A 12,942-nucleotide genomic window follows, 5' to 3' on the forward strand; every position below is an offset into this window, starting at 1 on the left:
TTTTGAATAGAAAGAAGGAATGTAAATGTCATTACCAAATTGCCCTAAATGTGGTTCAGAATACACATATGAAGATGGTGTATTATTAGTATGCCCTGAGTGTGCGTATGAGTGGGAACCAGGCTCAGAAGTTGAAGAAGGTCCTGTAGCGATCGATGCGAACGGAAATAAATTACAAGACGGAGATACTGTAACAGTCATCAAAGACTTGAAAGTAAAAGGCGCTCCGAAAGATATTAAGCAAGGAACACGCGTGAAAAATATTCGCATCGTGGAAGGCGATCATAATATCGATTGTAAGATAGATGGATTCGGCGCAATGAAACTTAAATCTGAGTTTGTTAAAAAGATTTAATGGGAGTCCCGTAGGGACTACATTCAAGCCCTTTGGATATCTTCATAATAACGACAACAGCTGTACCGGTGGGAGTCAAAGTCTCCCGCCTACCGAGCCTCAAAGATTCTCTAGAAAATAAATTTTCAAGAGAATCTAATTCGCAACGGTTACTGGTCGCTATTGTTGTTATTATAGAATCCAAAGGGCTTTTTCTGTAGCCCCTCCAGGATGCCGGAACTTTGTATCAGCTCAAATTAAGTTTCTTGCTTCTCAGTAAGAGGACCGGCTTTGGCTTTTTAGAGCTTATTAAAGAGGGGGCTTTTTTCGTCCCTCGATTCAGTGAAATTTACCAAACTTAGTGATAAGTTTTATTGCTTCTCAGTAAGAGAAGGGCTCCGGAGTGTATTGAGCCAAGGTCTCAATCCTACCGAGCCTCAAAGATTCTCTAGAAAATAAATTTTCAAGAGAATCTAATTCGCAACGGTTACTAGTCGCTATTGTTGTTATTATAGAATCCAAAGGGCTTTTTCTGTAGTCCCTCGAGAACGCCAAAACTCCATAAAGGCTCACATTAAGTTTATTGCTTCTCATGAAGAGGACCGGCTTCGGCTTTTTAGTGCTTATTAAAGAGGGGGCTTTTTTTTCGTCCCTCGACTTAGTGAGCTTCACCAAACTTAGTGATCAGTTTTATTGCTTCTCATGAAGAGCAGGATTCGGCTTTGTGGTGCTTTTAACTATAAAAGTAGGGGGCTTTTTTTCGTCCCTCGACTCAGTGAACTTTAGCAAACTTAGTAACAAGTTTGATTGCGATGGATTTTTATAATGCGACCGTGCAGGTGTTTTATGGAATCATCGTTTTACTCATTACTGCAGCAACATTAGTGTTCTTTAGAAGTGTTTCTTAGGTGAATCCATCTGAAGAATTTCATGAAATGAGTGCAAAACGTAGCAGGTGGATCAAGTGGGATATTTTGTTTAAAGTAATCGGGCTTGTTTGTTCAGCAACGATTTTTCCAATCGGATCTAGTTTGGCAGTGCTCTTTACACTCTGCGGATTAGTCATTCCTAATCAGTTCCGTAATTAAAATTTAATAAATAAGGATTGTATGCATAGGAATCGTTTTCTTATGCATATTTTTATGGCTTATTTTAGACCAGCGTTCTTGAAATTTGATTTCTACTGTGTTACATTCAAACTAAGGAGTCGAAAACGCTTTTGTGTAGGCGTTTCTGTGCTTTTTTTCACATATTTCAAATAGGAGAAGTGGCAGTTTTGGAACAGTATCATACAGGTACCATTCGATTGATGGGAACCGTCATCGAATTGAAAATTGCGCATCCAGAAGGCGAGCGTTTAGTGGCTGAAGTTTTCGAGCAATTGAAACGATATGAACATCGTTTTAGCGCGAATGACCCCACTTCAGAACTGATGGCTGTAAACTTGGCAGCTGGGAAACATGCAGTCGCTGTTCATCCAGAGATTTTTCATTTGGTGAAATTGGGGCTGGAGAATAGTCTAGCTGCAGGAAGTCGGATGAATATCTTGATTGGCCCGGTTGTTCAAACATGGCGCGTGGGCTTTAGTGATGCACGAGTACCAACGGATGAGGAAATTAAGGCCAAACTGCAACTGACCGATGCAACGAAAGTCGAATTGGATGAAGCCAGTCAGACGATTTTTCTGTTGGAAGAAGGAATGCGAATCGACCTTGGCTGTATTGCCAAAGGGTACATTGCTGACTTAGTGATGCAACAGCTGAAAGAGCTTGGAGTGACCTCTGCGCTTATTAACCTTGGTGGGAATGTTCTCACGCTAGGCCCTGCTATTCATCATGAAGATGGGAATTGGTGGATTGGGATTCAAAATCCTAAACTCCTGCGTGGAGAAAATGTGGCGCTTCTTCCGATTCAAGAGGAGTCGATTGTCACATCAGGTGTCTACGAGCGGGTACTTGAAGTTGATGGGAAGAAATACCATCATATTTTGGACCCTAATACAGGATATCCAGCAGAGACGGACGTTGCTAGTCTAACGATTGTATCGAAGCAGTCAGTCGATTGTGAGATATGGACAACAAGACTCTTTGGAAAAAAAGCACATGAAATCTTATTCGAAGTGGAACAAAACCCTAACATCGAAGCTGTGTTGATTTTAGACGATGATCGTATTTTCTACACATCAGGACTCGCTTCAAAGATTCAATTACTCGAAAGGAAGTACTCAAATGGTTAAATTAATCGGTTTAGTCGGAACAAACTCAAAAAAATCAACAAACCGTCAACTATTACAATACATTCAAAAACATTTTTCAGAACAGGCGGAAATTGAACTTGTCGAAATTAAAGACTTACCAATGTTCAACAAACCAACTCCAAAAGTAGTGCCACAAGAAGCACAAGTAATTGCAGATAAAATTGCTGCAGCAGATGGAGTCATCATTAGTACACCAGAATATGATCACTCATGCCCAGCTGTATTAATGAACGCTTTAGCATGGTTATCTTATGGTATCTATCCATTATTAAACAAACCTGTCATGATTACAGGAGCATCATACGGAACACTCGGATCTTCACGTGCACAAAGTCAATTACGTCAAATTTTAGACGCACCAGAAATTAAAGCACGCGTTTTACCAAGTGATGAATTCTTATTAGGTCACGCCTTACAAGCATTCGACGAAGAAGGCAACTTAAAAGATGCAGCAACTGTTGAAAAATTAGAAAAGATTTTCGCAGATTACTTATTATTCATTGAAATTACAGGACAATTAGTTCGTGCCAACGAAGCTCGTGCAAAAGAAGCGAAAAACTTCTCATGGGACAGTTCTAAAAAATAAGGAGTGACAGTAAAGTATGAAAATTATTGGTATCGTAGGATCAAATGCGGAATTTTCGCATAACCGTTTATTATTACAATTTATCGAAAAGAAATTCGGTGACTTATTCGAGTTTGAAATCTTAGAAATTAAAGATATTCCAATGTTCAACCAAGACGAAGATCAATCTAAGAGCTTCCCAGTACAATACATGTACAACAAATTAATCCGTGCAGATGGTGTGATTATCGCAACACCTGAACACAACCACACCATTACAGCTGCGTTGAAGAGTACATTAGAATGGATGTCATTCAACTTACACCCATTCGAAAACAAACCTGTAATGATTATGGGAGCTTCTCACTATGATCAAGGAACTTCTCGTGCGCAAGTGCATTTACGTAAAATCTTGGACGCTCCAGGGGTAAACGCATATGTATTGCCAGGGAACGAATTCCTATTAGGAAAAGCAAAAGAAGCGTTTGACGAAGAAGGAAATATTAAGAGCGAAGGAACTGTTGCGTTCTTACGTTCATGCTTAGAAAACTTCGTGAAATATGTGGAGGTTGTAAAAGTGTTACGCAAACCATTACCAACTCCTCCAGAAGATTTAGACTGCACAAACCCAATTTCTACAACAGTTCAAGGCGTAGATCCTGATGATCCAGAATGGGTTGAAAAAGCAAGTGAAATCGTTGGAGCGGCTCAAGGAAACGACTATGTTCGCTTAGACCACGGTTTATTAACCGTTGACCAAATCGATATGTTCTTAAAAGCTTTACCATTTGAAGTAACATATGCCGATGACAACAACCAATTCTTGTACTATAACTTCAACAAACCAGCAAACAAAATGTTGGCTCCACGTGTGCCATCTCAATCTGGTAACCGTTTAGGAACTGTTCACCCACCACGTACCTTCAAAAATGTGGAATACCTCATTGCGAACTTACGTGCAGGAAACGTGGATTACTTCCGTACAATCGTTCCGAACACTCCACCAGAAATCATCAACGTACACAACTATCAAGCAATGTACTATCCTGATGGTTCTTACGCTGGAATTAACGAAATCGTATTTGACTTCAAACCATGGTTAGATTGGTACTTACAAACAACTGGCCAACGTTTAGTCAGCGCAAATGGGGCAGCTCCTGTAGCTGACGCAACAAGCGGCGCTTCAAACAGCGGACACTCAGCTCCAGCTCCAGCAGCAGATGCGACAAGTGGTGCTTCAGATAGCGGGCATTCAGCTCCAGCTCAAGCACAAGCAGTAGACGCAACAAGCGGTGCTTCAGAACATTAAGAGTTTAAATGCAAACTTTAATAGTTAACCCTCAAACCCTTTGAAATACAAGGATATTTACAAGAGAGTGGATTGAATTTACTACAATTTACTACTTTTGAGGAAAAAGCCTTGATGTGCTGTAAAAACTCTTCAGATAGAAGTACTTTACCACAGACATAAAAGGCATGTTGTGGGAATCAAAATTAAATAGGAAATCGTAAAAGCGGTGCTCTTTCGCTTCTGTTAAAGGAAGTATAAGAACACCGCTTTTTCATGCTCGTGTTACGAAGTAGAAGCTAATCAGGACTTGACAGTGATCGTATTGATGAAATCCTTGACCTTATTCTTGAACTGTATGCAGGAAAACACCACAAAAAGTACGAACCCTTTCCTATGCTTGCTGTTCCTCTTATTTCTTAATTTTTACAACAACGAAAATTCACTTTTGCCAAAGATGGCAGAGAACAAACACTGCAATTTGATAACTGTATGACTGATGTTCATTGAACAGGAAAATGAAAAATTAGAGGGAATATAAAGTGTTAAAGAACAGTAAGAAAAGCGTGGAACTTTCAAATATCTTGGCATACAGAGTCAGGCAATTCAGGTATCGTAGTTTGATTTGACGCTTGGAAAGAATAAGGGGGAATTCTAAGACTGTAAAGTGTGTTGATTGTAAACTTAAAGTCTTTTATTTTCTTATTATGTTGACAAGGAACATGCAATATGATACATTATGAATGAATAAAAAAAATATTCATTCATAACAAAAAGGAGATCTGTTAAATTGGATAAAAAACAGGCTTTAAAGGCTGCTGCCCATGATATCTTCTCTAAAACAGGCTATAAGGCAACAGGAATTTCAGAAATTGCCAAACAAGCTGGTGTGGCAGTCGGTTCTTTCTATAACTATTATGACAGTAAAGAAGCTATTTTTTTAGATGTTTATGTAGATGAGAATAATCGTGTACGTCAAGCAATGATAAACGAAATTGATTGGGGAATGGATATGGTCGAACTTGTCAGTCAGATTTTCAGAACGTCACGAAGTTATATTTCTTCCAATAAAATTCTTTCGGAATGGTACAATCCTATGATTTCTAATGAGTTGCATCGTTATTATTCTTCGGAAGAAGGCAAAATTTCAAATTCATTTCATCAGTTTTTAGAGGAGACATTTACCAATCGTATCGAGGATGAAGGATATTCACAAGAAAGAATTCAAGAAATCTTACAAGTTTACAATCTGTTTTACTATATGGATATGCACATTACAGAAAATGATTTTCCGGGTGTCAGTAAAACAGTTGAAATACTTGCAACTTATTTTGTAAAGGGCATTTTAAAAAAATAAAGAATTGATTTCTTTATTTTTTAAGAGAAAATGAATGAATTTAAATTTTATTCATTCAAAATTATAAAGGAGATATTATTATGAACAAACAAGGGGTAAAAAAATGAATGGATGGAGTATTGCAGGAATTTCTGTCGCCGTTATTGGTATTTTGGTCATTATATTGGGAGCTATGCTACAGTCAATTGACTTATCCAGCCCTGATTTCATGAGCTTTGCTACTGGAGGCATAATGTTGTTAGCGATAGGGTTATGTATGATTACCGGATTACCTGCCATTTTGCAAATTGCAGGCATTTGGTTGGCAGCAGTGACTATCATAATTTATATATACAGCTTGCCGGATACCGATTTTGTTATCAAAGTGATTGGTTTTATTCCTACTATCGCACTGGCTTTTTGGGTATCTTTTAAATTTTGGAAATGAGGGAAATAATGAAAAGAGGTAAAAAAATGGTGATAATTATTATATCTATTCTGGTGGCACTGTGCCTTATTACTTGGGGTGTGATTACCTATCTTGGACGGAGTCAAACTTTGTCGGTTAAATCCATTGAAAATTTCAATGACGACCTTTACTTAATACGTTTGACGAAACCTGACAATGTGACATGGGAAGCTGGATCTTATGCTCAATTTACATTACATGATGTTAAGGAGAACGCTCAAGAAACTACTGACGTAATATCCAGTGCTTCAATGAGCAATGATAAAAACAAACAAAATAGTGGCTGGCTGACAATAGCTTCTAACCCTAATGAGAATGAAATTTTCATTTTGACACACAATAGTGGAAGTTTCTATAAAAAAACATTGACTAATTTGCAAGCAGGAAGTAAGGTCGAGATGAGCTGGCTTTACTCTAATTTATCTGTTGCAGATGGCAAAGATCCACTTGTTTTTTTTGCTTCTGACGTTGGCATTGCGGCAATACGGCCAATTATCAAAGAGTGGGCTGGAAAACGGGATATTATTATCAGTCACTTGGATAAAGGGGTTCTTATTTTTAATGAAGAAATAGCAAATTTATCAAAAAAAGAAACAAATTTGACCTATGAAACAACTTCTAGCTTTTCTCAAAGTCAAGACAGCCTTAAAAATGCAGCAGAAAAGTATGGAAATAAGGCCACATATCTCTTATCTGGTCAACCTGATGATGTGGAAATGATGAAGAAGTTCCTTGAAGAAAAAGGGATTGATAGCAAGAAGATTAAAGTAGATGCTTTTAAAGGGTTGAAATAGCAGCTATCTCCATTGGGTTAAATTACATCTTGATTTTAGAGTGACATATTTTATTATAAATGAAAAAACTAGGCATTTTTTGCCTAGTTTTTTTGATTTTAGAGACAAATTTGAACTCTGTTTTCTCCACGGAAACAATTAGAAATGGTTTTCTCAAAAGTAATAAAAATGTAAAGTTTATAGTATCCAAATGTAGCGGTTTTGAGATATAATGATGACGAACATAATGAATGGAGAATTTCAATGGAGACTTCAAATTATCAAACGGGACTTTCTAAGTCAAATGCGTATCCACATCCTCCTGAAAAACAAAAACGGAAGAGGAGCGCAGCTTTAGATGGCTTGAAAGGTTTTTTTATACTTGCAATTATTTTATATTACTATTTTCAACATTTATTGCCTGGGGGCTTTTTGGCGGTAAATGGTTTTCTTGTAGTTGGGGGCTATTTAACCTTTAGACAGAATAAGAAGACCTTTGCTGAAGATTACCAAGAGAGATTCTCGTGGAAGAGTCTAAAAAGAATGTTTTTCCCGATGCTCTTTATGATTATCACAACTGTCGCTACGCTCTTTTTAGTCGCACCGCAAATGCTATCCAATATTAGAGGAATGGCGCTATCTGCACTGTTCTTTGTCAATAACGATTATCAGATCTTTAGTCAACAATCTTATTTTGTGCAGTCTGCTAATCCAAGTCCTTTTGTCCATCTTTGGTACGTTTCGTTATATGTCCAATTATTAATTGTTGGATTCTTGCTGAGAAGACTGATGAAGAAGATGAACTTTCTGCGAATGCAAGAGTTCGCTCTGTTAGCATTTCTAACGATTGCTTCAGCAGTGGGGATGGCAGCTTTATATTGGTGGGAACAAGATCCATCGCATGTGTACTATCTTGTGTCAACTCGACTGTTCTCATTCACTTTAGGCGCTTTACTAAGCTATATTCATGAAGGAAAACTCTTAATCCCAGAAGATCATTCTAATAAAGGGAACTTAAATATTGCCAGCATCATTGGTATGGGAGCACTCATTTGGATGCTCGTGACCTTCAATGGGATGCAAGCGGAAGTGTATTACATGATCATGCTAGTATCTTCCATTGTCATGACATTACTGGTTTCATTTGCCCTTCGTGAAGGCGTATGGCTTCACTATATTATTAGTTTTAAAGGTTTTACTTTCTTCGGGAAAAGAAGTTTCTCTTATTACTTATGGTTTTATCCAATTCATTTAATCTTGCCATCCTTTTTACGAGGGGTTGAAGATTATTGGTTGAATGTTTTGATTCAATGGATCACGATAATTGTACTAGCTGAAATCACTTATCAATTATTTGAAAAAGAACGAATTCCGCTTCCGATTGGACAAGCGCATAGTCCGTATCGGTTAACGGCGTATATGAAATCCAACCTTCCAAAAGGGTTGAAACACTTCGGAATTGCTTTTTCATTAGTGTATCTGGTCTTTGCTGGCTTAGCCGGGATTGGATTTGCGCAGGAAAAAGACCAAACCAGTGTGGTTCATGAAGTAGAAGAAAAGATTCGCAAAAATCAGGAACTGCTTCAAGAAACAACCGTGGAACCTACTACGGAAGCTGTCACAACCGTAAATTCGGAAGTAAAGGCCAATATAGAACAACAAGTTCGACAAACGCCAATCACCTTTGTAGGAGACTCCGTTCTGTTAGCTTCTGCCAATAAATTAAGAGAAGTCTTTCCAAATGCTTATGTGGACGGGGAAGTGGGACGTCAATTGTATTACAGTACTCCCGTCGTTCAAAAACTAGTGCAACAAGGAAGATTATCTCAAACGGTCGTATTTGTACTCGGTTCAAACGGAGCCTTTGCAAGTGCGCAAATCGATTCTCTTATTCAAGCAGCAGGTAACCGTGAAATTTTCTTAGTAACGGCAGGCTATGAGATTAAATGGGCTAAAGAAGTAAACGATCAGCTGAAAGCAGCCGCTGAACGGTATCCAAATGTGCATTTAATCGACTGGGGAACCTATGCGAGGGGACGTACGAAAGAGTTGCTCTTCGAGGATGAAATTCATCCAAATGATACTGGAGCTTCTGAGATGGCGAACTTAATCTTGCAAGAAATGGTGAAATTAAAATTACAATAATGATAAAGGCGACTCAAATGGGTCGTCTTTTTTATTTTCTAAAAATATTTTTGAAAACGCTATTGACAAACGAGTGTACTAAGCGCATAATACAGTTAAAAGAAAGTGTATTATTCGATTAATACACTGATACAATCGAAAGAAAGGAGAAGCCGATGATTGTATTTGATAAAAGAAGTCCGGTTTACGAGCAAATTGTCGCGTATTTCAAGGCGGAAATAGTATCCAAACGGCTAAAACCCGGACAAGAAATGCCAAGTAGACGAGAACTGGCTTAGGTGATGCAAGTGAATCCGAATACGGTTCAAAGGGCATTTCATGAAATGGAGGCTATTGGTCTTGTGACAACGGGAAATAATGTAATGAGTAGAGTGACAGAAGATGAGGATAGAATCGAACAGCTAAAAGAAGAAATGTTGGAAGAAGCGATTACGAGTTTTGTTGATGCGATTGCTCCGCTTCAGCTCTCTCAAAAAGAGATTATTGACCATCTGAGCCAGAAATTGTGATAGGAAGGAGAGTTCTAAATGCTAACGGTACAAAATTTAAGTAAGAAATTTGGAAAAAAACAAGTGTTAGATGATATTTCGTTTAACGCGAAAAAAGGGGAAGTCACAGCGCTCATCGGTGTGAATGGGATTGGGAAAACAACCATTATGAATTCTATTGCGGGCTTACTCCCTTATGACAAAGGCCAAATCGTGATTGATGATATGCCAGTGCGTAAGGTGTTTGCTGAAAAAGTCAGCTATATTACGGATAGTTCCATTATTTCTCCAAATCAAACGGTAGATGAAGCGATTGATTTTATGCGTACATTCTATCCAAACTGGAATCGTGCGAAAGAAAAACATTTATTGAAGTTCTTCCGATTGAACTTAAAAGACGAAGTGAGATCTCTTTCGAAAGGGAATGTAGCCAAGTTGAATTTACTGCTTGGAATGGGATTAGACACAGATTATATTTTGATGGACGAACCATTCTCCGGAATCGACGTCTTTACACGTGAAGAGATTGCACGCGTGTTTACGAGTGATTTATTAGACGGACGAGGCGTATTAATTACAACACATGAAATTAATGATATTGAGTACATTGTAGACAAGGCGCTCTTGCTGGATGGAGGAAAAATCGTTAAAGAATTTTATCCAGAGCAAGTTCGTGAAGAAGAAGGGAAGTCTATCGTGGATGTGATGAGGGAGGTATACTTACACTGAGAAAAGTCATTCAACTAACGCTTTATAATTTAGGCCAGGCCAAAGGATTTATTCTCGTTACGGCACTGCTTCAAGTATTGATTCAAGTCGGTCTTCAGTTTTTTACGATAGTAACTTCTGGGCTGCTGAGTGGAATGAGAATTTTAACGGAAAAGCAAGAAATTCTTCGAGTAGTTCTCGTAGAAATCAATATTGGATTACCTGTATTTTTTGCAGGGGTAGCCATTCTTGTCTATAGTGCGATGATTTGGTCGAAAGAGTGGAGTACAAAGGGTTCCTTTATTTACCGATTATTGATGTTACCGGGGTCCCGCTTTAGTGTGTACTTATCGAAGTTACTAACAATGCTAATCATCACGTTCTTCCTACAAGGCGTTCAAGTGATTGGAGTATTTTTAAATTACACTCTTTCAAGAGTATTTATTCCGAGTCTTGATTCCTATCATGTGACACCATGGTCTCTTGTGACAAATTCCATTGCTATGCAGACGGTTGTTCCAAAATATGAGACTCAATTTTTCTTCTTCTTCCTATTTGGGGTAGCCGCTATCGTGACCATTTTCCAAATCACCTTATTAGTGGTTGGAGTTGAAAAGAAATCCACAACAACGAAATTAATGAGTATCATCGGATATATCTTACTCCTTATCATTTATGTAGGAACCGTCTCTCGTTACCAATGGAGTTTCTATTTCATCGGATCTGAAACCATCCTCTATTTAGGAACGGGAATAGTCGTGTGGATTATCGGCAATTTATTACTCAGTGATTATTTATTAAATCATAAGGTCAGCGTATAAGGAGGTTTGAACAATGAAATCAAGAAAATTTGCCACAGCCATCTTTGCGCTCGGTGGTCTCATGTTCCTTAGTAGTGTAGGATTTGCAGTCTATAAAGATGTCAAACCTGCTCCTGTATCTCTGCAGTTATCACAAGAAGAGAAAAAACTCGTTGAAGGAGCGACGTTTCAGTTTACGCCCTATACACAAGATATTACCAATCATAATGGTGCTACTCACGCACTCTTAGACGGAGAAGTGAAGCGAATTGGTTTTGGAGAGCATCTCCACGCGTACAGTTTACGAAATCAAATGAAAGATTTTTCAGTACTGGATAGACCACATTACGGAACTTCTATCACTTTCAAAGGGTATAAACTCTATTACGGATCACAATTCAATGTGTATCAGACAAATAATGACCCAGTGATTGGATATACATTGATGAATACAGAGACGAAAGAGTTAGTTTCCAATACGGTATCCATCCCAAAAGAAATCCGCGGAGACCGTACGTATATTGAAACTCCTACCTTCTACAGAGATGGGGATACTTTATACGCAGTTATGCAATGGAGCGATTCTGATAGAGGGCATTATCTATTAACGTTTTCGATTGACTTGAAGACCGGAACGCCTTCTAAATTGGAAAAAGTCAATTTACCGGGAAATCTACAAGAATTCCATTGGAGAGTAGCTTCAAGCGAGAAAGTATATGATCCGCAAAGACTCATCATGGGATCTTCTTATTCAAAAGAAAATAAATTCCATTGGATGACTTTTGATGCGAAGACGAAACAATTCGCCGAGATTGAATCGACTGAGACGATGGCTTTTGAAAATACAAGTCTGTATGTAGTGGAGGATCAAGTGTATGTAATCTCTACTGAAAAATCGAAAGAATTGTCTCAAAGTCAAGGATATCAAGAACCAAGTGAACGAAAGAATAATAAATTGACTCTATACAAAATTGGTGCCAATCATCAGTTGGAGATTAGTCAAACGATTGAAACAGATCCATACGCTCCACTTCCATACTTAAATCAAGGGAATTTGGTGATGATTTCGTTAGTAGATGGAAAACCAACATTACGAGTACAATCGCTCAAAACAAAAGAAATTTTATTATCCAAACCGATCGATGTGATTGAAAAAGTGTTCTTTACGAATGCCAATAGCTATCGTGGTGGGGATCGCTAAAATAAAAAAAGCTACGTTAGGATATCCTAACGTAGTTTTTCGTTTACGCTTTTTCTTCAGTTTTCAAGTGTGGGTTTGGAAGAAGATGGTTCACTCCAATGGCAATCAATGCGCCAATAAGGGTATCCAAAATTCTTTGAATCGCATAGGCGGTATTTTGTCCTGCTTCAACGTTAAAGAAAATGACTAAGAAGGTTGAACAAGAATTAATGACGCCGGTTTTATTGAATTGGTTACAAAATAAAATTATTAAGATAATGCCAATCGGTGCTAGTAATAAATCCGTATATTCTTGGTACGGAAGAATGGCTCTTAATTGGAACAATAGAATTGCGACCACCCCACCTGTAGTGTTGCCTACAAAACGAGAGAGCGCAAATTTAAAGGTTTGTTCGTGGTCGGTTCTTAGGCTAAAGATGGCGGACAGTGCAGCCAGCATCGGAGAACCACGATGTAATACTCTAAATAGCACAACGCAAAGAAAAACAGATATCGCAGTTTTTAAAGTACGTAGTCCGATATGAAATGGATTTTTTGAAGTTTGGGACACACTCTCACCTCTTTTTAAAGATAACGTT

13 protein-coding genes are annotated in these 12,942 nt (G+C 38.2%); 12 read left to right on the forward strand and 1 reads right to left on the reverse strand.

Annotated features, from left to right (window positions below; all coding sequences use genetic code 11):
* Nucleotides 1-25 precede the first annotated feature (25 nt).
* The 12 genes from NQ540_RS00965 to NQ540_RS01020 all read left to right on the forward strand — a co-directional run bounded on the left by NQ540_RS00965 (nucleotide 26) and on the right by NQ540_RS01020 (nucleotide 12,364).
* On the forward strand, nucleotides 26-355 hold the full coding sequence (locus NQ540_RS00965; RefSeq protein ID WP_005607758.1) for a zinc ribbon domain-containing protein YjdM: 330 nt from the start codon (nucleotides 26-28) through the stop codon (nucleotides 353-355).
* A 1,288-nt stretch (nucleotides 356-1,643) separates the two neighbouring features.
* Nucleotides 1,644-2,570, forward strand: coding sequence for an FAD:protein FMN transferase (locus tag NQ540_RS00970; protein WP_005607756.1), 927 nt, complete (start codon nucleotides 1,644-1,646; stop codon nucleotides 2,568-2,570).
* Nucleotides 2,563-3,177 carry an NADPH-dependent FMN reductase gene (locus tag NQ540_RS00975; RefSeq protein ID WP_005607755.1) on the forward strand — a complete coding sequence of 205 codons (615 nt, stop codon included), beginning with the start codon at nucleotides 2,563-2,565 and terminating at the stop codon, nucleotides 3,175-3,177. Before NQ540_RS00970 ends, NQ540_RS00975 begins: the two co-directional genes overlap by 8 nt.
* Before the next feature lie 16 nt (nucleotides 3,178-3,193).
* The gene (locus NQ540_RS00980) at nucleotides 3,194-4,465 is read left to right on the forward strand and encodes an NAD(P)H-dependent oxidoreductase (RefSeq protein WP_005607754.1); all 1,272 of its coding nucleotides are present in this window, start codon (nucleotides 3,194-3,196) and stop codon (nucleotides 4,463-4,465) included.
* Nucleotides 4,466-5,234: 769 nt separating this feature from the next.
* Nucleotides 5,235-5,801 (forward strand): TetR/AcrR family transcriptional regulator, encoded by a 567-nt coding sequence (locus tag NQ540_RS00985; RefSeq protein ID WP_005607753.1) that lies wholly within the window; start codon nucleotides 5,235-5,237, stop codon nucleotides 5,799-5,801.
* A gap of 103 nt (nucleotides 5,802-5,904) precedes the next feature.
* Nucleotides 5,905-6,228: a hypothetical protein gene (locus tag NQ540_RS00990; RefSeq protein WP_005607752.1), complete on the forward strand. Its 324-nt coding sequence runs from the start codon at nucleotides 5,905-5,907 to the stop codon at nucleotides 6,226-6,228.
* An 8-nt stretch (nucleotides 6,229-6,236) separates the two neighbouring features.
* Entirely contained in the window at nucleotides 6,237-7,043 is an 807-nt protein-coding gene (locus tag NQ540_RS00995; protein WP_039849253.1) for an FAD-dependent oxidoreductase, read from the forward strand.
* Between the two features lie 243 nt (nucleotides 7,044-7,286).
* Nucleotides 7,287-9,167 carry an acyltransferase family protein gene (locus NQ540_RS01000; RefSeq protein WP_005607750.1) on the forward strand — a complete coding sequence of 627 codons (1,881 nt, stop codon included), beginning with the start codon at nucleotides 7,287-7,289 and terminating at the stop codon, nucleotides 9,165-9,167.
* A 278-nt stretch (nucleotides 9,168-9,445) separates the two neighbouring features.
* Nucleotides 9,446-9,676 carry a GntR family transcriptional regulator gene (locus tag NQ540_RS01005; protein ID WP_005607746.1) on the forward strand — a complete coding sequence of 77 codons (231 nt, stop codon included), beginning with the start codon at nucleotides 9,446-9,448 and terminating at the stop codon, nucleotides 9,674-9,676.
* A gap of 18 nt (nucleotides 9,677-9,694) precedes the next feature.
* Nucleotides 9,695-10,384: an ATP-binding cassette domain-containing protein gene (locus NQ540_RS01010; RefSeq protein WP_005607744.1), complete on the forward strand. Its 690-nt coding sequence runs from the start codon at nucleotides 9,695-9,697 to the stop codon at nucleotides 10,382-10,384.
* Between the two features lie 134 nt (nucleotides 10,385-10,518).
* Entirely contained in the window at nucleotides 10,519-11,184 is a 666-nt protein-coding gene (locus NQ540_RS01015) for a hypothetical protein (RefSeq protein ID WP_039849252.1), read from the forward strand.
* Nucleotides 11,185-11,197: 13 nt separating this feature from the next.
* A complete protein-coding gene (locus NQ540_RS01020; protein WP_005607741.1) occupies nucleotides 11,198-12,364 on the forward strand; it encodes a hypothetical protein in 1,167 nt (388 codons plus the stop codon).
* Between the two features lie 43 nt (nucleotides 12,365-12,407).
* Here NQ540_RS01020 and NQ540_RS01025 read toward each other — a convergent pair whose 3' ends face one another.
* Nucleotides 12,408-12,914, reverse strand: a complete 507-nt coding sequence (locus tag NQ540_RS01025) for an FUSC family protein (protein ID WP_039849251.1) — start codon at nucleotides 12,912-12,914, stop codon at nucleotides 12,408-12,410.
* Between the last annotated feature and the right edge of the window lie 28 nt (nucleotides 12,915-12,942).

It is taken from the genome of Granulicatella adiacens ATCC 49175 (genome assembly GCF_025150565.1).
GTDB lineage: Bacteria > Bacillota > Bacilli > Lactobacillales > Aerococcaceae > Granulicatella > Granulicatella adiacens.

Excerpts from the sequence above, each read along its gene's own strand:
- NQ540_RS00990 (WP_005607752.1), top strand. The coding sequence starts at position 5,905 with ATGAATGGATGGAGTATTGCAGGAATTTCTGTCGCCGTTATTGGTATT.
- NQ540_RS01020 (WP_005607741.1), top strand. The coding sequence starts at position 11,198 with ATGAAATCAAGAAAATTTGCCACAGCCATCTTTGCGCTCGGTGGTCTC.
- NQ540_RS00975 (WP_005607755.1), top strand. The coding sequence starts at position 2,563 with ATGGTTAAATTAATCGGTTTAGTCGGAACAAACTCAAAAAAATCAACA.
- NQ540_RS00995 (WP_039849253.1), top strand. The coding sequence starts at position 6,237 with ATGAAAAGAGGTAAAAAAATGGTGATAATTATTATATCTATTCTGGTG.
- NQ540_RS00980 (WP_005607754.1), top strand. The coding sequence starts at position 3,194 with ATGAAAATTATTGGTATCGTAGGATCAAATGCGGAATTTTCGCATAAC.
- NQ540_RS00970 (WP_005607756.1), top strand. The coding sequence starts at position 1,644 with ATGGGAACCGTCATCGAATTGAAAATTGCGCATCCAGAAGGCGAGCGT.
- NQ540_RS00965 (WP_005607758.1), top strand. The coding sequence starts at position 26 with ATGTCATTACCAAATTGCCCTAAATGTGGTTCAGAATACACATATGAA.
- NQ540_RS01015 (WP_039849252.1), top strand. The coding sequence starts at position 10,519 with ATGAGAATTTTAACGGAAAAGCAAGAAATTCTTCGAGTAGTTCTCGTA.
- NQ540_RS01010 (WP_005607744.1), top strand. The coding sequence starts at position 9,695 with ATGCTAACGGTACAAAATTTAAGTAAGAAATTTGGAAAAAAACAAGTG.
- NQ540_RS01000 (WP_005607750.1), top strand. The coding sequence starts at position 7,287 with ATGGAGACTTCAAATTATCAAACGGGACTTTCTAAGTCAAATGCGTAT.